Source organism: Mesorhizobium sp. M2A.F.Ca.ET.043.02.1.1, assembly GCF_003952405.1.
GTDB lineage: Bacteria > Pseudomonadota > Alphaproteobacteria > Rhizobiales > Rhizobiaceae > Mesorhizobium.
In genome coordinates this window covers 5,002,643-5,026,858 of the sequence record NZ_CP034445.1, presented here as the reverse complement: position 1 = coordinate 5,026,858, position 24,216 = coordinate 5,002,643, and the positions used below count along the sequence as shown (strand labels likewise).

Annotated in this window: 20 protein-coding genes and 3 pseudogenes; 10 read left to right on the top strand and 13 right to left on the bottom strand. The window is 63.3% G+C overall.

Going from position 1 to position 24,216, the window contains the following annotated elements:
- Positions 1 to 8: 8 nt before the first annotated feature.
- From EJ068_RS23820 to EJ068_RS23805, 4 genes and pseudogenes are all read right to left on the bottom strand, one after another.
- Positions 9 to 736: pseudogene (locus tag EJ068_RS23820) on the bottom strand (ribonuclease activity regulator RraA).
- 92 nt (positions 737 to 828) lie between these two features.
- Positions 829 to 1,707: a carbohydrate ABC transporter permease gene (locus EJ068_RS23815; RefSeq protein ID WP_127249304.1), complete on the bottom strand. Its 879-nt coding sequence runs from the start codon at positions 1,705 to 1,707 to the stop codon at positions 829 to 831.
- Positions 1,704 to 2,627 carry a sugar ABC transporter permease gene (locus EJ068_RS23810; RefSeq protein ID WP_126078750.1) on the bottom strand — a complete coding sequence of 308 codons (924 nt, stop codon included), beginning with the start codon at positions 2,625 to 2,627 and terminating at the stop codon, positions 1,704 to 1,706. Before EJ068_RS23810 ends, EJ068_RS23815 begins: the two co-directional genes overlap by 4 nt.
- A 2-nt stretch (positions 2,628 to 2,629) precedes the next feature.
- Positions 2,630 to 3,910, bottom strand: coding sequence for a sugar ABC transporter substrate-binding protein (locus tag EJ068_RS23805; RefSeq protein ID WP_128314677.1), 1,281 nt, complete (start codon positions 3,908 to 3,910; stop codon positions 2,630 to 2,632).
- 349 nt (positions 3,911 to 4,259) lie between these two features.
- On the opposite strand from EJ068_RS23805, the gene EJ068_RS23800 reads away from it, so the two are divergent.
- The gene (locus EJ068_RS23800; protein ID WP_042638970.1) at positions 4,260 to 4,955 is read left to right on the top strand and encodes an FCD domain-containing protein; all 696 of its coding nucleotides are present in this window, start codon (positions 4,260 to 4,262) and stop codon (positions 4,953 to 4,955) included.
- A gap of 88 nt (positions 4,956 to 5,043) precedes the next feature.
- Here EJ068_RS23800 and EJ068_RS23795 read toward each other — a convergent pair whose 3' ends face one another.
- Entirely contained in the window at positions 5,044 to 6,030 is a 987-nt protein-coding gene (locus EJ068_RS23795) for an aldo/keto reductase (protein WP_127249306.1), read from the bottom strand.
- A 294-nt stretch (positions 6,031 to 6,324) separates the two neighbouring features.
- Here EJ068_RS23795 and EJ068_RS23790 point away from each other — a divergent pair, with 294 nt between their 5' ends.
- Both EJ068_RS23790 and EJ068_RS23785 read left to right on the top strand, forming a co-directional pair.
- A complete protein-coding gene (locus tag EJ068_RS23790; protein WP_126078753.1) occupies positions 6,325 to 7,482 on the top strand; it encodes a mandelate racemase/muconate lactonizing enzyme family protein in 1,158 nt (385 codons plus the stop codon).
- 53 nt (positions 7,483 to 7,535) lie between these two features.
- Positions 7,536 to 8,420, top strand: a complete 885-nt coding sequence (locus tag EJ068_RS23785; RefSeq protein WP_126078754.1) for an NAD(P)-dependent oxidoreductase — start codon at positions 7,536 to 7,538, stop codon at positions 8,418 to 8,420.
- A 56-nt stretch (positions 8,421 to 8,476) separates the two neighbouring features.
- Here EJ068_RS23785 and EJ068_RS23780 read toward each other — a convergent pair whose 3' ends face one another.
- The 5 genes from EJ068_RS23780 to EJ068_RS23760 all read right to left on the bottom strand — a co-directional run bounded on the left by EJ068_RS23780 (position 8,477) and on the right by EJ068_RS23760 (position 13,455).
- The gene (locus EJ068_RS23780) at positions 8,477 to 9,676 is read right to left on the bottom strand and encodes a mandelate racemase/muconate lactonizing enzyme family protein (protein ID WP_127249307.1); all 1,200 of its coding nucleotides are present in this window, start codon (positions 9,674 to 9,676) and stop codon (positions 8,477 to 8,479) included.
- A 9-nt stretch (positions 9,677 to 9,685) separates the two neighbouring features.
- Complete coding sequence (locus tag EJ068_RS23775; RefSeq protein WP_127249308.1) at positions 9,686 to 10,012, bottom strand: NIPSNAP family protein; 327 nt, start codon at positions 10,010 to 10,012, stop codon at positions 9,686 to 9,688.
- Between the two features lie 102 nt (positions 10,013 to 10,114).
- Complete coding sequence (locus EJ068_RS23770) at positions 10,115 to 11,473, bottom strand: mandelate racemase/muconate lactonizing enzyme family protein (RefSeq protein ID WP_127249309.1); 1,359 nt, start codon at positions 11,471 to 11,473, stop codon at positions 10,115 to 10,117.
- Between the two features lie 57 nt (positions 11,474 to 11,530).
- Complete coding sequence (locus EJ068_RS23765) at positions 11,531 to 12,697, bottom strand: mandelate racemase/muconate lactonizing enzyme family protein (RefSeq protein ID WP_127249310.1); 1,167 nt, start codon at positions 12,695 to 12,697, stop codon at positions 11,531 to 11,533.
- 47 nt (positions 12,698 to 12,744) lie between these two features.
- A complete protein-coding gene (locus EJ068_RS23760) occupies positions 12,745 to 13,455 on the bottom strand; it encodes a GntR family transcriptional regulator (protein ID WP_127249311.1) in 711 nt (236 codons plus the stop codon).
- Positions 13,456 to 13,671: 216 nt separating this feature from the next.
- Between EJ068_RS23760 and EJ068_RS23755 the strand changes: the two are divergent.
- The 7 genes and pseudogenes from EJ068_RS23755 to EJ068_RS33455 form a co-directional block, all read left to right on the top strand.
- Positions 13,672 to 15,158 (top strand): annotated as a pseudogene (locus EJ068_RS23755) (sugar ABC transporter substrate-binding protein).
- A 131-nt stretch (positions 15,159 to 15,289) separates the two neighbouring features.
- Positions 15,290 to 16,249: a sugar ABC transporter permease gene (locus EJ068_RS23750; protein ID WP_127249313.1), complete on the top strand. Its 960-nt coding sequence runs from the start codon at positions 15,290 to 15,292 to the stop codon at positions 16,247 to 16,249.
- On the top strand, positions 16,246 to 17,136 hold the full coding sequence (locus EJ068_RS23745; protein ID WP_126062425.1) for a carbohydrate ABC transporter permease: 891 nt from the start codon (positions 16,246 to 16,248) through the stop codon (positions 17,134 to 17,136). Before EJ068_RS23750 ends, EJ068_RS23745 begins: the two co-directional genes overlap by 4 nt.
- A gap of 126 nt (positions 17,137 to 17,262) precedes the next feature.
- A complete protein-coding gene (locus EJ068_RS23740) occupies positions 17,263 to 18,360 on the top strand; it encodes an ABC transporter ATP-binding protein (protein ID WP_127249314.1) in 1,098 nt (365 codons plus the stop codon).
- 29 nt (positions 18,361 to 18,389) lie between these two features.
- Positions 18,390 to 19,553, top strand: a complete 1,164-nt coding sequence (locus tag EJ068_RS23735; protein WP_127249315.1) for a mandelate racemase/muconate lactonizing enzyme family protein — start codon at positions 18,390 to 18,392, stop codon at positions 19,551 to 19,553.
- A 24-nt stretch (positions 19,554 to 19,577) separates the two neighbouring features.
- Complete coding sequence (locus EJ068_RS23730) at positions 19,578 to 20,312, top strand: ribonuclease activity regulator RraA (RefSeq protein ID WP_129554900.1); 735 nt, start codon at positions 19,578 to 19,580, stop codon at positions 20,310 to 20,312.
- Positions 20,309 to 20,404: pseudogene (locus EJ068_RS33455) on the top strand (NADP oxidoreductase coenzyme); the annotation flags it as partial. The gene EJ068_RS23730 and the pseudogene EJ068_RS33455, both read left to right, overlap by 4 nt.
- A 127-nt stretch (positions 20,405 to 20,531) precedes the next feature.
- Here the strand turns inward: EJ068_RS33455 and guaD are convergent.
- The 3 genes from guaD to EJ068_RS23710 are packed head-to-tail and all read right to left on the bottom strand — an operon-like array spanning position 20,532 to position 24,212.
- The gene (gene guaD, locus EJ068_RS23720; protein ID WP_127249316.1) at positions 20,532 to 21,914 is read right to left on the bottom strand and encodes a guanine deaminase; all 1,383 of its coding nucleotides are present in this window, start codon (positions 21,912 to 21,914) and stop codon (positions 20,532 to 20,534) included.
- Between the two features lie 27 nt (positions 21,915 to 21,941).
- Positions 21,942 to 22,793 carry an aromatic ring-hydroxylating dioxygenase subunit alpha gene (locus EJ068_RS23715; RefSeq protein ID WP_128315489.1) on the bottom strand — a complete coding sequence of 284 codons (852 nt, stop codon included), beginning with the start codon at positions 22,791 to 22,793 and terminating at the stop codon, positions 21,942 to 21,944.
- An 18-nt stretch (positions 22,794 to 22,811) separates the two neighbouring features.
- Positions 22,812 to 24,212 carry an 8-oxoguanine deaminase gene (locus EJ068_RS23710; protein WP_127249317.1) on the bottom strand — a complete coding sequence of 467 codons (1,401 nt, stop codon included), beginning with the start codon at positions 24,210 to 24,212 and terminating at the stop codon, positions 22,812 to 22,814.
- Positions 24,213 to 24,216 lie beyond the last annotated feature (4 nt).

Sequence of the window (24,216 nt, the reverse complement as noted above, 5' to 3'; positions counted from 1 at the left end):
GGCGCGGCTCATTTTCCTTGGGCCTGCCGCCATGCGCGGTATTCGGCCTCGCCCTCGGGGCTCAACGGGTAGTATTTCCGCAGGTCTCCTCCTTGCGCGAGCCGCGCGCGCGAAAACTCCTCCCACTCGATATGCGCGCCGGCGAGCTCGACCAATTTGGGGGCACGACGACAACGCCATCGTCGTCGGCGACGATGATGTCGCCCGGGATGACCAGCACGTTCGAGCAGGCGATCGGAACGTTGACGGCAAAGGGGACGATGTTGGTCTGGGCGTGGAAATTCGGCGTGACGCCCCTCACCCAGATGCCGATATCGAGCGCCGCCGCCTGGGCGGAATCGCGAATGCAGCCGTCGACAACGACGCCGGCGCCGCCCCGCCCAGCAAAATAGGTCAGCATCATCTCACCGAAAATGCCGCTGCCCAGATCGCCGCGGGCATCGACCACCACCATGTCGCCGGGCTGGGTGGGATAAAGCACGTGGCGGTGCAGTTGCCGCTCAGGCTCCTCATACTCCGTCTCGTTGTACAGATCCTCGCGCTTCGGCATGCACTGGAGCGTCAGCGCTGGCCCTGCCGCCGTGCTGCCGGAACGCAAGGGACGCGGCCCGCGGATCTGCGGGTCGCGAATGCCCATCTTGTGGTAGAGCTCGCTGGCCAGCGTCGCCGAACCGATCGCCGCCAGCGCGTCGACCAGTTCTCGTGGCGGCCGTGAAATGTCCGGTATCGCCGGTATCTGGTCAGCTTCCATTCCGTTCCTCCAATCTGCGCTGAGGCGCAAGCCTCAGCGATCGTCACTCAGTTGCGTTCAACCATCGTTCCAGCCGTTCAACCGCGAACCGCACCAGTCGTCAGGCCTTTGACCAGCAGCCCCTGGGCGAACCAGACGAACACCAAGGTCGGGATGACCATGAGCACGCCGGCGGCCGACATGGCGCCCCAGTCGATGCCATACTGCGAGACGAAATTGGTGAGCCCGACGGGCAGCGTCTGCGCCGCCTTGCTCGAAGTCAGGGTCAAGGCGAGCAAGAGGTCGTTCCAGGTGAAGAGGAAGGTGATCACGGCGCTGGCGCCGATGCCCGGCGCAATCAGCGGCGCGACGATCTGGACCAGCGTGCGCACGGTGCCGGCGCCGTCCGACTGGGCAGCCTCCTCGATCTCCTTCGGCACATCCTGGATGAAGCCCAGAAGCAGCCAGATGGCGACCGGCAGCTTGGCCGCGGTATGGCTGAGGATCAGCGCCCAGACGGTGTCGAGCAGGCCCATGGCTGCGAACACGGCGAAGAGCGGGATGGCAAGCGCGATGACCGGGATCATGCGCATGATCAAAAGCAGCCCGAAGATCAGCATGGCGCCCGGCATCCTGAAGCGCGACAGCGCATAGGCGCAGGGGATGGCCAGCAGATGGACGAGGACGACCGTCGCCACCGAGACGATGACGGTGTTCCAGACATAGCCCATCGTGTCGTACTGGGCGAAGACCGCGACATACTGCGTCAGCGTCGCGGTCTCGGGGATGATGTGCACCGGAACCGAGAAGATGTCGGCCGAGCTGCGGATCGAGGTCAGGAACAGCCACACCAGCGGAAAGACGGTGAGCGCGACGGTCAGGACCAGCGCCAAATACTGACCGGCGATCGCCGCCGTGAACCGGCGGCGCCGGCGCTTTGGCATGGAACGTGCACCGACGATGACGGCTTCGGTCATATCGCCCTCCGTTTCGCGATGAGCCACGGCACTCCGTAAAGCAGGCCGAGCACGAACAGCGACATGCCCAGCGCGATGTAGGAGACCGCCGCCGCGTGTCCGAAATCCACCGCCTGAAACGCCAGCAGGTAGGAATAGACCGTGAGCAGGTTAGTGGCGCCGCCCGGTCCTCCTTGCGTCATCAGCCAGACGACGTCGAAGGTGCGGAACGTGTCGATGATGCGCAGCATCAGCGCGATCATGATGACCGGACGCATCAGCGGCAGCACGATATGCCAGAAGCGCTGCCATGGCGTGGCGCCGTCCACTGTGGCCGCCTCGAGCGGCTCCTGCGGCAAGGATTGCAGGCCGGCAAGAAACAGGAGCACCATCAGCGGCGTGTTCTGCCACACATCGGCGACGATCACCGAGACGAGCGCCCAGGCCGGATGGGTGAGCCACGGAATGTCGGGCAGGTTGAAGATGCGCAGCAGCGCGTCGACCAGCCCATACTGGGTGTTGAACAGCCAGCGGAAATTCAGGCCGACGACGGCGGGCGCGATCATCGGCGGGACCAGGAGTAAGGTGCGCGCGAGGCGCATGCCGCGCAGTTTGCCGTTGACGAGCACAGCGATCGCCATGCCGGCCACCACTTCGATCGTGATGGAAACGACGCTGAAGATGGTCTGGTTTCGGAGCGCTTGGTTGAACTGGCGGCCGAACAGCTCGTCGGTGTAGTTTCCCGTTCCGACGAATGGCGCCGATCCGCTGAGGTCCCAGCGGAAGAAGCTCATGATGAAGGAGTATCCGAGCGGATAGATGAGGATGGCCAGCATGACGAAAAGCGCCGGGCTGGCCAGCAGGTATCCTCTCTGCCAGGTGTAGGGCAGCGGCGAACGTCGCCGGCGCCCTGACACCCGCGTCTGCGCAACGGGCGCCATGCTCAATCGTAGGCCCCGGCCCGGCGCATGATGTCCTCCGCCTCGGTCGCCGCCTGGTTAAGCGAGTCGGCGGGGGAAGCCTGGTCGGACAGGGCCTGCTCGATGGCCGAGAACATCAAGGTGCAGACCTTCGAGAAGCCGGCAAGCTTGGGCCACTCCTTGCCGTTGGCGATCGTCGTCTCGAGCTGTTGCAGCCATGTCGCCTGGGGGCCCTTGGCCGCGGCGATCACTTCCTTGGCCAGACTCTGGCTGCTCGGGAAGTTGGTGAACTGATCGAACTGCAGCCGCTGGGCGTCGGTGCTGACCGTGTATTTGATGAACGCGACGGCGGGTTCCTTGCGTCCGGACTGGCCATTCAGCGCCATCGCATGCGAGATGGCACATGAGATCGCCGCCTTGTCCCGCACATAGGGCGCCGTCGACCATTTGCCGACGACGCGCGAGGTTTCCGGATTGGAAAGGGTTGCGAAGGCGCCCGGCCAATCGAAAGTGGCATAGACCGTGCCGGACGAGAATTCGGTCGAGTTCTCGTTCCATTGATAGCCGACGGCGTCGGGCGGCACGATTTTGTGCTTCTGGATCAGATCGCGATAGAAGGTGAGCGCCTTGATGCCGGCTTCGGAGTTGAAGGCCGGCTTGTTGGCCTGGTCGACCCAGTCGCCGCCTGCCTGCCAGAGCAGGTCGCTGAAGGTGCGTTGCGCCGGATCGCCCTGTCCCGGCACGACAAGGCCATAGTGACCGTTGCCGGTGAGTTTCAGACCGACATCGACCAGTTCTTCCCAGGTTTCGGCCGGCTTCAGGCCTTTTTCCTGATAGATGTCGCTGCGGTAGTACTGAACGCGCGCATCCATGTTGCGCGGAATCGCCGCCAGATTTCCGGTCTTGGGATCGCGCAGGTATTTGACCGCGACGGGATAGAAGTCCGCCAGCTCGGAGTCGCTGAAATAGCTGTTCAGCGGCGCGAAATGGTTGAAGTAGGAATCGATCTGCGCCGTATGGGTGCTGTAGACGTCGTACTGGCTCGACCGCGCCGCGCTCAACGTGACCACCTTCGCCGTCAGGGGCGTGAATTCCAGAAGGTCGTAGCGAACCTTGATGCCGGTCTTGGCGGTGAAGTCCTGAACGATCTTCTCCCAGTATTTGGGATAGAGCGGGCCGCCCGTGATCAGCAATGCGGTGATCTCTTTGGCGTCTGCCTTGGCAACCCACGGCGCGGCAAGCGAGCCGGCCGTCACTGCCGCGCTCGCGGCAAGGAATTTACGTCTCGATAAGGTTCCGGACATCACAATCTCCTCCTGGTTTGACTGGTCGGTCCATCCAGGGACGGCCGACGACTTTCAGCCTCGGCAGCCTGCGGCGTGCTCCTCCCGCCGCTGGACTGCGTGGATTGGTTCCCGAACGACGCTTGCGAGCCTCCGGGCGATCGGCACTTGCGCTCCAACACGCCTCGCTCGGTTGAGCAGGCGTATCGATCGTGACCTCGGACGGCGGCAACGGGGCACGGCGGCTGGACACCGCTCGATCCTCCCTTCCCGCCAGCCGTGTTATAGGCTAGTGAGCGTTTTTATGAGATAAGTTGACTGCATATCTAGCTATCAGCCTATAAGCTTATCAGACAAGTGGATGTTAGTGATGGATACCGTTGAGGTCAAGCTTCAAACTTTGCCCAAGCAGGTGGCTGGCGTGCTGGCGCGGCGCATCGCCGGCAGCGGTGTCGCCGGCGCCCAGGGGCCGTCGGAACAGCAGATCCTGCAGGAATTCGGAGTCTCGCGCGCGGTCGCGCGGGAGGCGCTGAAGATCCTCGCGTCGCTCGATATGATCGAGATCGCTCAAGGGCGGCGCGTGGTGCTGCGTCCAGCCGAGGAGTGGGACTATCTCAGCCCACTGCTCATCGACTGGCTGCCGCATGAGCAGATGCGCGAGATCCTGGCCGAAGCGCATGCGACCCGGATCATCATCGAACCGGCCATCGCCGCCATCGCGGCCAAGCACATGACCAAGGAAAATCTCGAACGCCTTGGCACTTTGCTGGCGGCGATGTCGGCCAGCGAGGACAATCCCGACGCCTATCTGAAGCTCGATCTGGATTTCCACATGGAGATTTGCCGGGCGGCGCAGAACAGGATCCTCGACCGTTTCATGTATTCGTCCCGGTGGTGGCAGATGGCGAGCAGGCGCATCAGCAACCAGATGCCCCATGCGCTGCCCTCCGCAACCGAAATGCACAGGGCTATCTACGAGGCGCTCGTGGCGCGCGACGAAAAGCGGGCCGAGGAAGCGATGCGCCGGCACCTCAAGAAGACCACCGCGGTCGGCCTGCCTCGCTGAAGAAGCGGCGCAGCCAGCATTTGCGCTGGCCGCGCCGCAGCGTGCCGGGAGGACAGGGCTTGACGTGGAGCAATCCCACGGAAGTGCACTATGCTCTCTTCGCTTGTTGTTCCTGGCGCTGGCGTGCACGGAAACCGAACATGTCGCCCTTGTCCTTGATTTCCGCCCAGACCGGGGCAGTGATCCTGTCGATAGCGGCGATGTCCGCGTCGGAAATCGTCCAGCCGGCGCTCTCGACGTTCTCCTCCAGTTCCTTGACGGTGCGGGCGCCGACCAGCGGCGAGCTGACGCCTGGCCGGCTGGTGAGCCACTGTATCGCAAGTTGCGGAACCGTCTTGCCGTAGCGCGCCGCGATCGGCTTGAGCATGTCGACGGCGTTCACCGCCCGCTCATAGGTGCCCGGCTGGAACAGCACCGTCGTGCGCCGCTCATCGCCCTCGACGAACTTGGTGTCCGTTGACAGCGTTCCGGTGAGCAGTCCTTGGGCGAGACCGCTGTATGGCATGACGCCGACATTGTGCTTGCGGCAATAGGGCAGCGTCTCGGCTTCAACCTCGCGCCACAGCATGTTGTAGGGCGGCTGCAGCACGTCGATGACGCCGTGCTGACGGGCGCTGTCCATGTCGGCGATGCTGAAATTCGAGACGCCGACCGCCTTGATCCGCCCTGACGCGCGCAGCCGCTCCATCATCTCCATGGTCGGCCCGATCGGAAAATCCGAGTTCGGCCAGTGGACGAAATAGACGTCGACATATTCCGTCTGCATTCGCTTCAGCGAACCGTCGAGCGCCGCCTCGATCGCGGCGGGTTCGAGATGATTGGGCGCGACCTTGGTCACGATCACGGCCTTGTCGCGGCGGCCGGCCAGCGCCTGTCCGACGACCTCCTCGGCATGGCCGTGTCCATAGGCTTCGGCCGTGTCGATCAGCGTGATGCCGAGATCGAGCGCGCGTCTGATCACCCGGATCGACTCTTCGTCGTCAGCCGCGCCCCAAAACGCGCCGGACATCCCCCAGGTCCCGAGGCCGATTTCCGATACCTTCACCGGCGACGATCCGAGCTGTCGCTGTTGCATCCTGTTCCTCCCGATTGACGACACGCATGAGCCATAGCTCTGTGGTCGCCCAATTTATACGCTTATATACTCGTCTAACAAGTGTGAAGTTTGAGTTTCGGGATTCTTGGCACACGCCTCTGAATTTCCCAAGCAAAACAACGAGCAGCGGCACCTTCGAACGTCCGCAGATGCAAAATCCATCGAAGGGGGTTTACGGCACATTGGTCATTCTTGTATGCTTATTAGACAAGTTTGGCCCATGGGCAGAATTCTGCACTTGTGAGCGCGCGCCATCACGGGGAGAGGGATCCGATGAAGATCGTGGACATCAAAACGGCGGTCGTGGCCTATCACGGCAAGGCGACCCTCATCCGGATCGATACGGACGCCGGCATTTCCGGCTATGGCGAGGCCAATCCCGACGCAGGCGCGGCCGCAATCGTCGGTCTGATCTCGGAACTGAAGTCGGAACTGATCGGCCAGGATCCGCGCAATGTCGAATATTGCTGGGACAAGATCCGCCGCGATCATGTCTTCTCCGGCGCGCAGGCCGGCATCTTTCTCATCGCCCTCACCGGGCTCGAAATGGCGCTGTGGGACGTGGCGGCAAAAGCCGCCGGCCAGCCGCTTTACCGTATGTTCGGGGGCAAGTTCCGCGACCGCATCAGGCTCTATGCCGATTGCGGCGACGGCGACGACGAATCGGGATCGCCGCAGGGATGCGCGGCTCGCGCCCGCCGCATGGTTGCGGAAGGTTTCACGGCGCTGAAATTCGACATCGACAATCTGCGCCACCCGGGCAAGTTCGATGCGGTGAACCACACCATCAACGGCGCCGAGTTGCGTTCCATGATCGAGCGCGTCGCGGCGGTGCGCGAAGCAGCCGGCCCTGACGTCGATCTCTGCATCGACCTGCATGCGCGCTATGACGTGCTCAGCGCCAGCCGCATCGCCACCGAGATGGAGCGCTTCAATCTTCTGTGGCTCGAAGAACCGATCCCCGCGGAAAATGTCGAGGCCCTGAAGCAGATCCGCATGCGGACCAAGACGCCGATCTGCGTCGGCGAAAACCTCTATTTGCGCTGGGGTTTTCGGGAGCTGTTCCAGAACTACGGCGCCGATGTCGTCATGCCAGACGTGCCGAAATGCGGTGGCCTTGCCGAAAGCCGCAAGATCGCCAACCTCGCCGAGATGTACTACGTGCCTTTCGCGCCGCATCTGGTGTCGACGCCGCTGGGCACGATGGCGACCTGCCATGTCTGCGCCAGCGTTCCGAACTTCCTCGTGCTGGAATGGCACGCGCTGGAGGAGCGCGACGCCTGGGACAGTTACGTGCGCCTGCCGAATGGCGCCAAGTCCATCGTCGAAGACGGCCACATCGCGGTGCCTGATGTGCCAGGCATCGGCGTCGAGCTCAACATGGACGGTGTCCACAAACATGCCGTGCCCGGCTTCGGCATATTTGAATAGCGGACGACCGGCCGGTTCGCTGCTCGATCAAACAAATTCGCTCGGAGGAAGCCATGGGCAAGCGGATTGTCTTCACCGGCGGCAGCGGCAAGATCGGCCGGCACGTCATACCTTATCTGCTGAAACGCGGGCATCAGGTTCTGAACCTCGACCTGACGCCGCTGGATGTGCCTGGGGTCGATACCGTCATCACCAACCTTGCGGACGCGGGCGAAGCCTACAATGCGCTGACGCTGCATTTCGGGTTCAGCGAGTATTTCGGCGGCAAGGGCCGCGGCCCGGTCGACGCCGTCGTCCATTTCGCAGCGCTTCCGCGGATATTCCTGCGGCCGGACAACGCCATGTTTGCCGCCAATGTGCAGTCGACCTACAATGTGATCGAAGCCGCCACCAAGCTCGGCATCCGCAAGATCGTCACGGCCTCCAGCGAAACGGTCTACGGCATCTGCTTTGCCGAAGGCGAACGCGACTTCTCATCCTTCCCGGTGGATGAGGAGCACGACGCCGATCCGACCGACAGCTACGGCCTTTCCAAATTGCTGGGCGAGAAGATCGCGCGGTCTTTCGCCTCCCGCACGGGAACCGACATCTATGCGCTGCGGATCGGCGGCGTCGTAGAGCCGAAGGACTATGCCCGCTTTCCGGAATTCCTGGCCGATCCTTCGAAGCGGCGGCGCGACGCCTGGACCTATATGGACGCGCGCGATCTCGGCCAGATCGTCGACCTGTGCGTCGAGAAGGACGGTTTGGGCTTCCAGATATTCAACGCCGTCAACGACAACATCGTGTCCGAATTGCCGACGGCGGAGTTCCTCAGGAAGCATGCGCCCGACATACCGGTCACTCGGACCATGGACGCATTCGAGGGACCGATCTCAAACCGGAAGCTGCGCGATGTCCTCGGATTCCGGCAAGAGCATGACTGGCGGACACAGTGAGCTGATCCTTACGGGTCAGCTCAATGCCTGTCGCTCAAAGGCGAGCGGCGACAAGGTCAGTCGAAGAAGCCCGCATCCTCTTCCTCGAGATATTTTCTCGCCGCCTCGGCGTCGATGTCGAGGCCGAGCCCCGGCGCCTCCAGCAAGTCCACCATGCTGTCCCTCACGATCTGTTTCGGCAGGCCGATGACGAGGTCCTCCCACCAAGGGTCGGAAGCGCTCGGATATTCGAAGGCGATATAGTTCGCGGGCAAGGTGGCGCAGACGTTGATCAGCGCGCCGAGGCCGAGCAGGCCGTTGGCGGTGCCGTGCGGCGCCATCAGGATCGAGTGCATATAGGCGTGCTCGGCGACCCACTTCAGCTCGGCGATGCCGCCAATATCGGCGGGATCGGGGCCGATGACCCGCACCGCTTGCGTCTCGATCAACTCCTTGAAATTGTGCCGCAGATAGATCTGCTCGCCGGTGTGGATCGGCGTCGAGGTGGACGTGGTCAGCTCGCGATAGGCTTGCGGATTGACCCAGGGCACATAGTCGCCGGTCAGCATGTCCTCGAGCCACATCAGATTGTACTTCTCGACGGCGCGGGCGAATTTGATCGCATCGGGCAGCATCCAGCCCGGCCCGCAGTCGAGCGCCAGGCTGACCTTGTCGCCCAGCACCTCCTTCATCGCCGCCACGCAGTCGAGCATGTGATTGAAACCGCGCTCGCTGATCACACCCTGGTCCATGGCGCCGTGATAGCCGGCCTTCTTCTGCGTAACGCCGTAATGGAAGCCCTCAATGGAGTCCTTCATGTTGGAGTGGAACGAGATGCCCTGCTTGACCATGAAGAAATTCTGGGGCTGCTCCATCATCCATTTGACGTCGGCGGCATAATCCTCCGGTCGGTCGCCCGTGCGCTTGCGACGGATCGAGCCGTTGTAGACGCGCACCTTGTCACGCACCTTGCCGCCAAGCAGCTTGTAAACCGGCACGCCCGCGGCCTTGCCGGCGATGTCCCACAGCGCGTGCTCGATAGCGCTCACCGCCGCGCCATAGGGCTTGAACGAGCCGCGCTGGCGGATCTTCAGCATCACCCGCTCGACGTCGGTCGGATCCTCGCCGATCAGCGCCTCGCGGAAATGCAGCACGAAGGGTTTCAGGTAGGTCTTTGTGTATTCGACCTCGCCCAGACCATAGAGGCCTTCGTCGGTGACGACGCGGACGATGGGGTGCTTGCCGATGACGGCGCAGCGCAGGTCGGTGATCTTCATGACGCAGTCCTATTTCACAGACGAGAAAGCTGTCGGCGTGAGCAGCTGGCTGCTGATATTGGCAACGATCTGCCCGTCGCGCTCAGACTCGTCCCGGGCCCTGTGCCATACCGGATCGGTGACGAAAGCCGTCCATTTCGCCTCGCGCTCGGCCAGCGATTCCCAGGCGAGGAAATAGGTGAGCCGATTGTTGTTTTCACCGATCACCGTGGTGAAAAACCCGGCCTGGCGGATGCCGTGCCTCTCCCAGATGGCCAGCGTCTGGTCGGAAAAGCGCTTGAGCAAAGCCGGCAGCCTGCCCGGCAGGCAGTCATAGATGCGCATTTCGTAGATCATGGTTTCGTCCGTTTCTTTCTCCGCCTCTCCCGTGGGAGAGGTCGACACGAATGGTCGGTGGGTGGCTCTGTGACCTTGGGGATGAGGGCAAGGGCGTCCGGGCTAACTCCAGGTCCGGTCCCAGCTATGTTCATCGTCCCAATGCTCGGTGGATTGCCATATCCCTGTGACACCGGGCTGCAGATGCTGCGAGATCACCTCGTCGACGACGTCGTCGATCCCCAGCCCCGGCTTGCCGGGCACGGTGATGAAGCCGTCCTTGACGAGCGGCTTGGGGAGGCCCGTGACGATATCATCCCACCAGTCGACATCGGCGGAGTGGTATTCTAGCGCCATGAAGTTTTCGGTCGCGGTCGCGACATGCGCCGCGGCCATGGCCGCGATTGGGCTTTCGGCCATGTGGATCGCCATGGCGACGCCGTGATCCTGCGCCATGTCGCCGATCTTCTTGGTCTCAAGGATGCCGCCGCTGGTCAGCAGGTCCGGATGGATAACGGAGAGGCCGCCGCTCCTCAGCAGCGGCTCGAAGCCCTCCTTGAGATAGATATCCTCGCCGGTGCAGATCGGCACCGACGTCGCCTGCTGCAATTGCCGGTACTGTTCGGTGTACTGCCAGGGGATCACGTCTTCGAGCCATGCCGGCACGTATTTCTCGATACGGCGCGACAGGCGGATGCCGTCCTGCAGCGAGATGTGGCCGACATGGTCGATGGCCAAGGGAATCTCGTAGCCGATGACCTCGCGGACCTCGTGGATATATTGCTCCAGCAGGTCGATGCCCTTCTCGGTGAAATGCAGGCCCGTGAACGGGTGCTGCACGTTCTGCGCATCGTAGGCGAGATTGCGGGCCTTGCGCTCCTCGAACGTGCCGCCGCGGCCGCGCGGATTGGCGTGAAACCCTTCGAGCGCGCCGGCGGGCGCCGTCACGGCGCCCGGAATGTGGGCGATCTGCATCAGGCCCAGGTCCATCTTGAGGAAGGTGAAGCCGCGCTCCATGCGCGCCCTGAGGCGCTTGCCGGTCTCGGTGCCGCTCGGCTTCTCGGCGTCCGTATCGCAATAGACGCGCACCTGGTCGCGAAACTTGCCGCCGAGCATCTGGTAGATCGGCACGCCATAGGCCTTGCCGGCGAGATCCCAGAGCGCAATCTCGACCGCCGAGACGCCGCCGCCCTGCCGCCCATGGCCGCCGAACTGCTTGATACGGCGGAACAGGCGGTCGATATCGCAGGGGTTCTCGCCGAGCAGCCGGCTCTTCAGCATCAGCGCAAAGGTGGCGCTGGCGCCGTCGCGCACCTCGCCGAGCCCGACGATGCCCTGGTTGGTGTAGATCTTGAGCAGCGCCGAAGTGAAGGGCGCGCCGACGATCTCGGCCACCCGCATGTCGGTAATGCGCAGCTCGGAGGGCCTGGAATTCGTGTTGATGCGATCGAGAGCCTCGTCGGCTCCATCCGTTTTTGGCATGATTTGTCCTCGTTCCGCTGGGAGTGGCCCCGCCCGCCGGGCCTGCTTTAAACAGTGCTAGCCCAGCTCGATCTCGTGGGCCTGCAGATAGCCGCGGTTCATCTCGACACCGAGACCCGGCTTCGACGTCAGCTTGAGGTTGCCGTTCGACACGTCGAGCGGCTTGTCGATGAGGTGATCGTATTTGGAGAGGTCCCACTCCGACGTTTCGAGCTTGTAGAAGTTGGGAACGGTCATCATCACCTGCGCTCCCGCGACCACATTGATCGGACCCGCGGCGTCATGCGGCGAGACCGGGATGTAATAGGCCTCGCAAAGGGCGGAAATCTTCTTGAGCTCGGTGATGCCGCCGGTCCAGGTGACGTCGGGCATGATGTAGTCGGCGAGCTTGTTCTCGAGCACCGGCACGAAATCCCATTTCGTGTGGCCGCGCTCGCCCCAGGAGATGGGGGCACTGACCTTGTCGCGCACCTGCTTAAGCGCGTTGAGGCTTTCCGGCGGGCAAGGCTCCTCGAACCAGTCGATCTGGCCGGCCTCCTCGAGGCTGCGGCACAGGCGGATGGCGGTGGGAACGTCAAAGCGGCCATGCGCATCGATGAGGATGTCGACATTGGGCCCCGCCGTCTCGCGGATGAGAGCCGTGAGCTCGGCAGCTTCGCGCTCGTCCTTGCGGGTCATGCTGCCGTCGAGATAGCCGTCCCGTCTTTCGCGGGCCACGCCATCGACGCTGGGACCCTGGTGCGGGAACGGATCGAATTTGAGCCCGGTGTGGCCGGACTCCACGATGTCGCGAATTTCGCGGACCACCGCTTCCTTGCTGGTGAATTTGGCCTGGTTGGGATGGGTGTAAAGCGAGATTTCATCGCGCACCGGCCCGCCCAGCAGCTCATAGATCGGCTTGCCGAGAACTTTGCCGCGGATATCCCAAAGCGCTATGTCGATGGCGCTCACGCATTCCACAGCGGCGCCACGGCTGCCCATATAGGTGAAGCTGCGGAAGACCTTGTGCCACAGATGCTCGATGCGCGCCGGATCCTCGCCTGCCACGGCAAGCCCGATCTGGCGCAGGATCGTGCAGAGCGCGCGGTTGGCGAGCTTCGTCGTGGTAGTGATCTCGCCCCAGCCGCTGATCCCCTCGTCGGTCGTCACTTCGACGAACAAATACTCTCCCCAATAGGAAGCGTCGGACTTGACCAGCCATGGCCGAATGCTCGTGATTTTCATCTGGACTATCCTCCCTGAATGGCCAGGCTGACGATGTTGCGGGTCCGCTACCCTGCCCGGGCGGCGCTGCGCGCGCGCATGTGTTCGAGGACATGCCGGCCGGAGCCCTCGACATGGCGAGCGATGAGTTCGGCCGCCTTGTCGGCCTCGCCCGATTTTACGAGCGCGATGAGCTCGCGGTGCTCGCGGATGATCGCGGCGCGGCGGGCAAGCGTGAAATTGAAACGCCGGCTGACCGCCCGCAGCACCTCGCGGTGCTTCCACCAGAGCTCGGCGGCATGGCGGTTGTAGTGCCGCTGGTACATCACGGTGTGGAAGGCGGTATCCAGCTCGCTGTGCCTGAACGTGTCGGCGAAGTTGTTCTCTTCGATCAGGCCCTCGAGACGTTCGAGCTCGGCGATGTCCTCCTCGGTCGCCATTCCCACAAACCAGCGCGTCAGGGCGGGCTCGATGAGAACGCCGATCTCGTAGATATCGCGCACGAAATCCTGATCTATGGGCCGGACGCGCGCGCCCCGGTTGGGAACGAAGGTGACGAAGCCCTCGCCGCGCAACAATTGCAGCGCCTCGCGCACGGGATTGGTCGAGGTGCCGTGACGGCGGGCGAGATCGGTGACCACGAGCCGCTCGTTGGCAGCCAGCCGTCCCTCGATGATGTCCTCCCTTATCTGCTCGTAAAGCGAGGCGCCCTCGCTCGATGCCCCGAGAGCGTCAATCCCCTCGGGTGGCTCTGCTTTGAAATCACTCGTTTCCGCCATCGCCGTCCCCTAGTCCAATACACGATCTGACCGATATCACGCACATCTTCGACAAACAATGTACGATTTGTTGCGTTGACAGCTATTCTGCGATCTGAAAACGTATGAAGTGATCGAAGGGATACATTAGGGCGGAGAAATATCCCCGCGATCGAAACGAGCAAGGACCGCTTTGCCTAGGCGCAGAGCGGCATAGGAGAACCTGGGAGGAGACCTATGAGGAGGATCACAGTCGGCGGTGCCGTTCTGCGCGGCGCCGTTTCCACTGCTTTGACGATATCGCTGATGTCGGGTCCGGCGCTTGCCGCGCCCCCGGTCGACCTAAGCAAGTGGTCGCCGGAATATGTGCGCTCGATTGCCGGCACGCAGGATTTTGACACGGCAGGCGATTGCGCCAAGGTCACCCCGCTCGACTACAAGGGGCGACTGACTTTCTGGTATCAGGGCGTGTTCGAGGGCGACCCCGACCTCCTGCGCCAGTACTACAAGGATTTCTTCGCAACCTTCCGCAAGACCTACCCGAACATCCAGCTCGAGGAACAGGCCCTCACCTATAACGACCTGCTCGACAAGTTTCGCACCGCGCTCCTTGGCAACGCGGCGCCGATGGCGGTCCGCCTGCAAATCCTGGGCGGAACCGAGTTCGCCTCGAAGGGCTATCTGCAGCCGCTGAAACCCGAGGACGTCGGCTATTCGACCGAGGATTTCTGGCCCGGCGCCATGAAGGCCGTGACCTGGGACGGCGTGACCTACGGCATTCCGACCAACAACGAGACGATGGCGTTCATCTGGAACGCCGACATCTTCAAGCGCGCGGGCCTCGATCCGAACAAGCCCCCGGCAACCTGGGACGACGTGGTCAAATATTCCAAGCAGATCCACGACAAGCTCGGCATTGCCGGCTACGGTCTCGTGGCGCGCAAGAATGCCGGCAACACGCCCTACCGCTTCATGCCGCAGCTATGGGCGTATGGCGGCGGCGTTTTCGACGAAGCCGCGGCAAACCCGACCTACAAGGACATCGAGCTCAACAGCGCGCAGAGCAAAGCGGCGCTGCAGGCTTCCTACGACATGTATGTCCGCGACAAATCGGTTCCGGTTTCGGCGCTCACCAACCAGCAGGCCGACAACCAGCCGCTGTTCCTGGCCGGCCAGCTCGGCATGATGATCTCGCATCCGTCCGACTACAACGTCATGCTCGACCTGCAGAAGAAGGCGACGGGCACTGACAAGGACAAGGCGCAGACCGTCATCGACAATATGCGCTACGGCCTCATTCCGACCGGTCCCGACGGCAAGCGCGCCGTCGTCTTCGGCGGTTCGAACATCCACATCCTGAAGCCCGAATATGTAGAGGGCGGCAAGGTGGACGAGCCGGCGGCGAAGGCCATCATCTGCATGTGGACGAGCCCGGAATGGTCGCTGAAGATGGCTTACGCCGGCTCGAACCCCGGCAACCTCAACGGCTTCAAGACCAAATGGATGAAGGAGCGTCTGGACAGCATCAAGTTCCTCGATGTCACGACGTCGATGCTGCCATACGGCATTCCGTTCCCGGCCCTGCCGCAGTCGCCCGAGATCATGAACATCATCGTCCCGGACATGCTGCAGATGCCCTGACCGGAGCGATGACCGTCGACCAGGCGGCGGACGACGCGGCCAAGAAGGTGAAAGACCTGATGGCGGCGGACTCTAGAGCATGATGCCGAAAAGTGTGAAGCGGTTTTCGGACCACATCATGCTCTGCTTCTTTGACTCAGAAGCCTGACCTGCGATCTCACCGGCTGCGCCGACAACGCAGCCGGTTCGTTCCGATGAACAAGGGCACGCCAAAGTGACGATCGTGAGCGGCAAGGCCGAGGCTCGCCGAAGACTGCAATCCGCCAGGTCCGATGTGCTTCGCAAGATGTGGGAGCATCGCGCCGACTATGCCTATGTGCTTCCGGCGATTGCCGTGATGCTCATCGTCATCGCCTATCCGATCTACTACACGATCGAATTGTCGTTCTTCAACACGCCGCCCGGCCTGCAGCTCCGCGACAAGATCTTCGTCGGTTTCAACAACTACACGGCCATCCTGACCAGCGGGGTGTTCTGGCAGGTCACCTTCAACACCCTGATCTGGACAGTCGCATCCACTTTCTTTTCCTTCGTGCTCGGCTTTGCCGCCGCGCTGGCGCTGCATCGCGACTTTGCCGGCCGCGGCGTCCTGCGCGCCATTCTCATCATTCCTTGGGTCATCAGCGCGGTCGCCGCCTCCTATATCTGGAAGTGGATCTACCATTCGGATTTCGGCATCATCGGCGCGGTGCTGGTCGAGCTCGGATGGGCCGAGCGGCCGCCGAATTTCATCGACAGCGTCTCAACGGTGCTTCCCTCGCTGATCGTCGTCAACATCTGGCGCGAATTCCCTTTCGCCATGATCATGATGACGGCCGGTCTGCAGACCGTGCCCGAGCAGTTGCTGCGCGCCGCCAAAGTCGACGGCGCCAACGCATGGCAACGCTTCTGGCACGTCACCTTCCCGCATTTGCGCAATGTTTCGACGGTGACGATCCTGCTGCTCGCGGTCGCCAACTTCAACTCCTTCATCATTCCCTGGATCATGACCGGCGGCGGGCCATCGAACGCGTCGCATATCTGGATCACCCACATCTATGAGCTTGCCTTCGGCCGCCAGCGCTGGGGCGTGGCATCGGCCTATTCGGTGCTTCTGTTCATCATCCTGATGACGCTCGGCTACTTTTATGTCCGAGCGCTGAGCGGCAACGAGCGGAAGGACGGCGGCGCATGAGCACGGTTTCCGAGACAATCTCACGAGGCCGGTCCGTCCGCCGGGTGCGGATCGACGGATGGCGATGGGGCGGGCGCGCCTTTCTGCTGTTCATGCTCCTTTACACCGCGCTGCCGATGATCTGGATGCTGCTCACCTCGATCAAGTCCGGCTTCGCGGCGATGCAGTTTCCGCCGCAATGGTGGCCTGACCAACCTACACTCGACAGCTACCAGAAACTGCTCGATCCGCAGAACAGCGTCGGCCAGGATTTCCTGCGCTTCTTCTGGAACAGTCTCATCGTCTCGACCGCCACGACGATCCTTTCGGTGATCGTGGCGGTTCCCGCGGCCTACGCGTTCTCGCGCTTCACCTTCCCAGGTCGGAACTTCCTTTTCTTCGCCGTCCTGCTGCGCAACATGTTCCCGGCGGTGATCTTCCTGGTGCCGCTCTTCATCCTGATGCGCGCGATCGGACTGGTGAACACGCATGGCTCGCTTGTTCTCACCTACCTCACCTTCGGCCTGCCGCTGGCGATCTGGCTCTTGAAGGGCTTTTACGACAACATCCCGGTGCAGCTCGAGCAGGCGGCGCGCATCGACGGCGCAACGCGGTTCCAGGCCTTCATGCTGATCGTGATGCCGCTCTCGACGCCAGGCATCATCGCCACCGCGATCTATTCCTTCATCGGCGCCTGGAACGAGTACATCTACGCCTACACCTTCCTCTCCAAGAACGAACAGCTGACGCTGCCCGTCGGCATCCAGCGCTTCTTCTCGGAGAACACGACGGACTTTCCTGGCCTGATGGCGGCCAGCTTCATGATGAGCGTGCCCGTCGTGGTGCTGTTCCTCCTCCTGCAACGATACTTCGTGCGCGCCCTCACGGAAGGCGCGGTCAAGCACTAGAGCCGGATGATTTCAGGTCGAACCGACCTGAAATCTGAATCCGGCTCTAAATCAAAGAGATAGAGCATGATGTCGTCCGAAAACCGCTTCACACTTTTCGGCATCATGCTCTAGGGAGCTGCCTGCATGGCCCATGTGGTCCTCAAAGATCTCGTCAAGACCTATGGCAGCTTCAAAGCCGTCAACGACGTTTCGCTGACAATCAATGACGGCGAGTTCGTTGCGCTTGTCGGGCCCTCCGGCTGCGGCAAGACGACCACGCTCAATCTCGTCGCGGGCCTGATCTCGGTCACATCGGGCGACATCGTCATCGGCGACCGGGTGGTCAACGACCTCGACCCCAAGGACCGGGACATTGCCATGGTGTTCCAGAACTACGCGCTCTATCCGCAAAAGTCGGTCTATATGAACCTCGCCTTCCCACTGCAGATGCGCAAGCTGCCCAAGGACGAGATCGACAGAAAGGTCAGGGAAGCAGCGCGGGTCCTCGACATGACGCAGCTGCTCGAACGCAAGCCGCGCGAGCTTTCAGGCGGGCAACAGCAGCGCGTGGCGCTCGGACGCGCCCTCGTGCGCGATCCTGCGGTGTTCCTGATGGACGAGCCGCTCTCCAATCTCGACGCCAAGCTGCGCGTGCAGATGCGATCCGAGATCAAGCGGTTCCACCAGGACCTCAAGGCGACGATCATCTATGTGACGCACGACCAGCTCGAGGCCGTGACCATGGCGGACAGGATGGCGGTGATGAATGGCGGCTACCTGCAGCAATATGATTCGCCGGCGCAGGTTTTCGCCCATCCCGCCAATATGTTCGTCGCGAGCTTCGTCGGCAGTCCGGCGATGAGCCTTATTCCGCTGGAGGGGTCGACGGCAAATGGCGGCGCCGTCCTGACGAGCGCGGAAGGCTGGAGTCTTGAGCTGTCGCAACGCAATGCGCGCAAGGTCCAGAAAGCGACCACCAGGAAGGTCGTGCTCGGCGCGCGGCATTCGACGATCAAGCTGCACAAGAGCGCGGTCCCCGGTGCCATTCCAGCCAAGGCCTATACGGTGGAGCCGACCGGAGACGTGACCTTCGTGCAGGCGTTCCTCTCCGGTGCCATCGTCAACATCAGCGTGTCCCCCAACGTCGCCGTCGCACCCGACGAGCAGATCTGGCTCGAGTTCGACCAGGAGCGCATGCACCTGTTCGACAGCGAAACGGAAATGGCGCTCGAGGCCAGTTGAGACGGCGAACGCATGAGACATGAGGGGGAATGACGACGAAGATGAAGATCACCGCGATCAAGCCCTACCCGGTGTGGGTCGGGACCCGTAACCAGATGCTCGTCAAGGTCGAGACCGACCAGGGCATCTTCGGCTGGGGCGAGAGCGGCCTGAGCGGTCGCGAGAAGGCCGTGGCCGGTGCGGTCGAGCACTATCGCGAATTTCTCATCGGCCGCGACGCCATGCAGATCGGCCGGATCTGGCAAGAACTCTATCGCAGCCAGTATTTCGAAGGCGGGCGGGTTCTGCAGGCGGCGATCTCCGCGATCGACATCGCGCTTCACGACATCAAGGGCAAGGCGCTAGGCGTGCCGGTCTACGAGCTGCTCGGCGGCAAGCAGCGTGATCGCATCCCCACCTTCGCCTCGACCGGAGACGAGGCCGAGGGCGACGCCGCCATCGAACGAGCGCGCGAACTGCATGCCGAAGGATGGCAGGCGATCCGCTTCTTCCCCGCCGGACAAAGCAGCAGGGACATTTTCGAGCCGCGCGAGTCCATCGGTCCTACCGCCACCATGCTGAACAAGGCGCGAGAGGCGCTGGGCGACGAGGTCGTGCTCGGCATCGACTATCATCATCGGCTGTCGGTGGCCGAGGCGGCGAGCTTCTGCGGCAAGCTTGGCCGCGGCGTACTCGATTTTCTCGAGGAGCCGATCCGCGACGAAGCGCCGGAGGCCTATGAGAGCCTGCGCACGATGACCGACATCCCCTTCGCCATCGGCGAGGAGTTTGCAAGCAAGTGGCAGTTCCTGCCCTATATCGAGCGCGGCATCCACCAATTCAACCGACTCGATGTCTGCAATGTCGGCGGGCTCACCGAGGCGATGAAGGTCGCCGGCTGGAGCGAAGCGCATTATGTCGACCTGATGCCACACAATCCGCTTGGCCCGGTGTGCACGGCCGCGACCATCCATCTGGGCGCCGCGGTGCCCAACTTCGCCTGGCTCGAAACCAGGGTGCCCGAAAGGAAGCTGGGCTTCGACAATTCCGAGTTCTTTCCCGTGCAACCGCGGCTGGACGGCACCCATTACCCGGTCGGCGACCTGCCGGGGCTCGGGATCGAGGTCAACGAGGCGGCGATCCAGGCGCAGAGCTTTCGCTTCTGGGAAGCGCCGCATCTCAAGCGCCGCGACGGTTCCGTCACCAACTGGTAGTTCCATCTCACCCGGAGTCCGACAATGACGCATACAACCGACATCACGCGACCGTCCAAGGACCTGATCGAAGCGCTGAAGGAGATCGGCGCGGCGACGGTCGCCGGCACGCTCGGCCACATGGGCTTCCGCAGTCCGCACATGGTCGGCCCGGTGGCGCAGAACCATGGCAAAACGATCGTCGGACCGGCGCTGACGCTGCAATTCCTGCCGCAGCGGCCGGACCTCTTCAACGAAGGCGAATATGCCGATCCGGAAACGCAGCTGCACCGGCATGTGCTCTACCACGCGCAGGAGGGCGACGTGGTCGTGGTCGACGCGCGCGGCGACATGAGGTCCGGCGTCTTCGGTGATATGATGTCGACCTATTTCAAGGGCCGGGGCGGCGCAGGCATCGTCATCGACGGATGCATGCGCGACCGGCCCAATGTCGAGAAGCTCGACCTGCCGCTATGGCTGCGCGGCTGGACGCCCAACTATCATGTGCAGACCAGCATCTATCCCAATGCCGTCAACGTTCCGATCGCCTGCGGCGGTGTCACCGTGATCCCCGGCGACATCATCGTCGCCGACGATGACGGGGCGGTGGTGGTCCCCGTCTCGATGGCGCCCATGGTGATCGAGGAGGCGCAGAAGCACCACGATTGGGAAGAGTTTTCCCGAGAGAAGCTCATGCAGGGCGCGCCCTTGCAGCGCTACTATCCGCTGCACGACGATGCCCGCGGAGAGTATGAGGCGTGGCGCAAAACGAGGCGTTAGGAAAGCTCAACGAGGGCGGAGCGCTGGTGCAGGCACGTGGCCGCGCTTGGGGCCAGCTCATCTTCCAGAAGTTGTTCAAGAAGGTGCAGTAATCGGTCTGCGACCGTGTGATCGACGCCGTGAACTGGTCGGGCGCGATTACGTCTTGTAACCCATTGAAGCAGCGGGTCGATTGGGTATCCGTTCTATCCGATATTGGCTACAGAATTGAAATCGTATCTACGAAGGGAACCCGCCGGCCACAGCGCGGCCGCCTACCCAGACGGTTGCGATGTTCGTCCTGGACGCAGTGTAGACGATCTTCTGCAGGATGCCTTCGCCACGGTCGAGGTCTTCCTGCAGCAGCCTGATCGTGCCGCCCACGGCTTGGGTGTCGATGACGCAGGCATCGAAATGATAGCCCGCCGCGAACTGCCCGACCGGCAGGTCGAGCGCGGTCCCGCCCGCGGCGGTTGCGAGGTGGAAGGCGTCGCGGAAATCGATCCGCGCGGCCCTCCGGCTGCTCCGCTTTTCCGGCGGCACGTCGGGGTCGGTGCCGGTCTCCAGCATGCGTGATGCCATGACCGCGCCGCGCATGCCGTCGAAGAGCGAGGCGCTCGGCCCGCCCGAAATGTCGGTTCCGAGCCCGACATTGAGCCCCTTCTCCAGCGCTGCCTTCAGCGGAAAGACCGCATTGGCGAAGTAGGCGTTGGAGAGCGGGCAGTGGGCGACCGCCGAACGGCGCACCCGGATCGTGTCCATGTCGTCCGGCGTGATGAAGTTGGCATGCGCGAGCACGCTCAATCGGCCAAGCAGCCCGAACCGGTCGAGGGCCGCGGTGTCGGTCACGCCGTACCGCTCCAGCACGTAGCCATGCTCCCAGTCGCTCTCCGAGCAATGCGTCTGCACATGGCAGCCGCAGCTCTTCGCGAGCGCTCCCAGCTCGACGAGCGAGGCATCCGTGCATGCGGGGATGAAACGCGGTGTCACCACCGGACGGACCAGGCCGTGCCCGTTGTCCGGGTGCGCGCGGACATAGTCGATCAGCTCGGCCGCGCCGTCGACCGCCGCTTGCGCGGAGGCGTCGCGATAGTAGTCGGGGCACTGGTCGGCGTTGTCCATGACCACCTTGCCGACCAGGGCGCGCTGGCCGCGCTCTAGGCAGGCGTCGACGAGGATGCGGGTCGCGTCGCGGTGGATGGTGGCGAAATAGAGCGCGGTCGTCGTGCCGTTGGCGAGCAGGTCTTCGACCAGCAGGCCGTAATTGCGCCGGGCAAACGCGACGTCGGCGTAACGCGCCTCAAGCGGAAAGGTGTACTTGTGCAGCCAGACCTCCAGCGGCACGTCAAGCGCCTGGCCGAGCTGCGGGTATTGCGGCGCGTGCACGTGCAGGTCGACAAGCCCGGGCAGCAGATAGTGGCCCTTCGGCAGCCGGACGAGCGTCCCTGCCCTGGCCGCCGCGCCGACGGCGGCCTCATAGGCTTCGTCGCCCGGCCTCAGCACGGAGGCGATGACGCCGTCCTCGCGAACCGCGATCAGCGCGTCGCGAAGCTCGTCTATGCTGCCGCGCTCCGGCGCGTGGAAGCCGGAGGCGAGCAATGTCTTACCCTTGAGGTCGGTCATGTTGCCTTCGCGCGGCCAGGCAGCCGCTCAGGCGGCCATGGCCGTGGTGCCGTAGACGATGCCCTTTTCCTTCAGCCAGCGGCGGTAGGCCACCGAGGAGGCGTCCGCGCGGGTGGGGATTTCGGCGCGGGGCTCGAGTGGCAGAAGCCGCGGCCGCTGGTTCTCCAAAATGATCCGGTCCTGCAGGAAGATGAGCTGCTGGAACTGGACGAGTGCTGCCGTCGTCGAGAAGTCATCGATCAGGAACATCACCGGATGAGCCCGGCAGCGGTCCGGCTCGACCGGCTGGACGAACAGGCAGATGACGTCCCAGCGGTTCGCCGAGTTCGGGCATGTCTTGTAGAGCATGACCGCGAAGGGATTGGCGACGCGGTACATGTACTGCGTCATGATGCCTCCGGTCGCGGACAGCGCCGCCTGCGGCTGGAAGAACTCGCAATTGGTCGCCCAGACCTCGTCGACGTCGCGACGGATTTCGGTCGTGTAGTGCCGCACCTCCGTGTGCGGCTCGGCGCCGAGGATGTCGGTGTGGACGAAGGGGAAATGCGCCATGTCGAGGAAGTTCTCGACGATCCTGAGCCCCGAGGCCCTGACCGAGACCGCGCCGCAGATCACCCAGCGCCGGTCGTCCTCTTGCGTCTCGGGGATCGGCAGGACGTCGCGTTCGGGCGCGCCGAGCGTCGCCCACAAATAGCCGTAGCGTTCGCGTATCGGCAAAGCCTCGCTGTCGCCCGCGCGCGTGACGACAACCTTGCCGCCGGCATCGCGGCTGACGCTGAGATCGACGCCCAGCAGCCTGTTGCGCATCGCGCCGACCGGAATGTCGTCCAGCGCCTCTATGCAGTACCACTGGTCGAGAGCAGCCTTCTCGGCTTGCATGGCCATGCCCGTCTCCCTCTACTGGTTGTATATCCTGTTCATCACTGCGCGGTGGTCGGCAAGGGCCTTCTCGACGTCGAAGGACCGGAACGCGCCCTTGCCGATGATTTCCCTGCCGTTGATGTAGGAATAGTCGACGCGGAAGGGCCCGCAAAGCACGAGCGCCGCGAGCGGGTCGCGTTCGGTGCCGGACAGGCCGAGCTGGTCGCGCTTCACCGCGATGAAGTCGGCGCTCATGCCAGGCGCGAGATGGCCGATGTCGTCGCGGCCGAGCAGCGCCGCCCCGCCGCGCGTCGCCATCTCCAGCGCCTCGCGTGCCGAAAGCGCCGTCGGGGTGCCGCCGAAGCCGCCGCGCCCGCCCGGCTTCTCGGAAAGGTAGTGGTGCGGCGCGACGCGCTGCAGCATCAGCGCGAGCCGCGCCTCCATGAACATGTTGGACGTGTCGTTGGAGGCGGAGCCGTCCACGCCGAGGCCGACCTTGACGCCCTTGTCCAGCATTTCGCGGACTTTCGCGATGCCCTGTCCGCAGCGCATATTGGCCGACGGGCAATGCGCCACGCCCGTGCCTGTCTCGGCGAAGCGGTCTATCTCGCCGCTCGTCATGAAGATTGAGTGGGCGAACCAGACGTCATCGCCGAGCCAGCCCACGGATTCGGCGAATTCGACCGGCCGCATGCCATAGATCTCGTGGCAGTACTTCTCCTCGAACAGCTCTTCCGCCAGATGCGAGTGGAGGTTCACGCCGGGATGCTGCCGCGCCAGCGCGGCCGCGTCGCGCATCAGCTCCGGCGTCACCGAGAAGGGTGAGCAGGGCGCGAGCACGATGCGGCCCATCGAGTGGCGCGACGCGTCGTGATAGGTGTGGATCAGGCGCTCCGCATCCTTGAGGATGGCGTCTTCCTTCTCCACGCAGTAGTCCGGCGGCAGTCCGCCCTGGCTCTCGCCGCGCGACATGGCTCCGCGGGCCGCATGGAAGCGCAGGCCGATCTCGCGCGCCGCCTCGATTGTCGAATCCAGCGTGCAGTTGTTGGGCAGGATATAGAGGTGGTCCGAGCTGGTCGTGCAGCCGGAATGAATGAGCTCGGCCATGGCGACCCGCGCGGAGACATAAATAGCGTCGTCGTCCAGCTCGGCCCAGATCGGATAGAGCGTCTTCAGCCAGACCATCAGCTCGTCGTCCTGCACCATGACGCGCGTCAAGTTCTGGTACATGTGGTGGTGGGTGTTCACCATGCCCGGCATGACGACATGGCCGGAGAGGTCGAGCACCGCATCGGCCTCAAACCCTGCGAGTTCGGCCGTCGTGCCGACCTTGTCGATCACATTGTCGCGGACGAACAGCGCGCCGCCCGAAATCTCGCGGCGCGCGTCGTCGACCGTCGCGAGATGATCGATGTTCTTGACCAGAAGCGTCGTCATCGGC

Excerpts from the sequence above, each read along its gene's own strand:
- EJ068_RS23730 (WP_129554900.1), top strand. The coding sequence starts at position 19,578 with ATGACGCATACAACCGACATCACGCGACCGTCCAAGGACCTGATCGAA.
- guaD (WP_127249316.1), bottom strand. The coding sequence starts at position 21,914 with ATGACCGACCTCAAGGGTAAGACATTGCTCGCCTCCGGCTTCCACGCG.
- EJ068_RS23780 (WP_127249307.1), bottom strand. The coding sequence starts at position 9,676 with ATGAAGATCACCGACCTGCGCTGCGCCGTCATCGGCAAGCACCCCATC.
- EJ068_RS23805 (WP_128314677.1), bottom strand. The coding sequence starts at position 3,910 with ATGTCCGGAACCTTATCGAGACGTAAATTCCTTGCCGCGAGCGCGGCA.
- EJ068_RS23740 (WP_127249314.1), top strand. The coding sequence starts at position 17,263 with ATGGCCCATGTGGTCCTCAAAGATCTCGTCAAGACCTATGGCAGCTTC.
- EJ068_RS23785 (WP_126078754.1), top strand. The coding sequence starts at position 7,536 with ATGGGCAAGCGGATTGTCTTCACCGGCGGCAGCGGCAAGATCGGCCGG.
- EJ068_RS23770 (WP_127249309.1), bottom strand. The coding sequence starts at position 11,473 with ATGCCAAAAACGGATGGAGCCGACGAGGCTCTCGATCGCATCAACACG.
- EJ068_RS23810 (WP_126078750.1), bottom strand. The coding sequence starts at position 2,627 with ATGGCGCCCGTTGCGCAGACGCGGGTGTCAGGGCGCCGGCGACGTTCG.
- EJ068_RS23800 (WP_042638970.1), top strand. The coding sequence starts at position 4,260 with ATGGATACCGTTGAGGTCAAGCTTCAAACTTTGCCCAAGCAGGTGGCT.
- EJ068_RS23795 (WP_127249306.1), bottom strand. The coding sequence starts at position 6,030 with ATGCAACAGCGACAGCTCGGATCGTCGCCGGTGAAGGTATCGGAAATC.
- EJ068_RS23710 (WP_127249317.1), bottom strand. The coding sequence starts at position 24,212 with ATGACGACGCTTCTGGTCAAGAACATCGATCATCTCGCGACGGTCGAC.
- EJ068_RS23775 (WP_127249308.1), bottom strand. The coding sequence starts at position 10,012 with ATGATCTACGAAATGCGCATCTATGACTGCCTGCCGGGCAGGCTGCCG.
- EJ068_RS23815 (WP_127249304.1), bottom strand. The coding sequence starts at position 1,707 with ATGACCGAAGCCGTCATCGTCGGTGCACGTTCCATGCCAAAGCGCCGG.
- EJ068_RS23765 (WP_127249310.1), bottom strand. The coding sequence starts at position 12,697 with ATGAAAATCACGAGCATTCGGCCATGGCTGGTCAAGTCCGACGCTTCC.
- EJ068_RS23715 (WP_128315489.1), bottom strand. The coding sequence starts at position 22,793 with ATGCAAGCCGAGAAGGCTGCTCTCGACCAGTGGTACTGCATAGAGGCG.
- EJ068_RS23735 (WP_127249315.1), top strand. The coding sequence starts at position 18,390 with ATGACGACGAAGATGAAGATCACCGCGATCAAGCCCTACCCGGTGTGG.
- EJ068_RS23790 (WP_126078753.1), top strand. The coding sequence starts at position 6,325 with ATGAAGATCGTGGACATCAAAACGGCGGTCGTGGCCTATCACGGCAAG.
- EJ068_RS23745 (WP_126062425.1), top strand. The coding sequence starts at position 16,246 with ATGAGCACGGTTTCCGAGACAATCTCACGAGGCCGGTCCGTCCGCCGG.
- EJ068_RS23760 (WP_127249311.1), bottom strand. The coding sequence starts at position 13,455 with ATGGCGGAAACGAGTGATTTCAAAGCAGAGCCACCCGAGGGGATTGAC.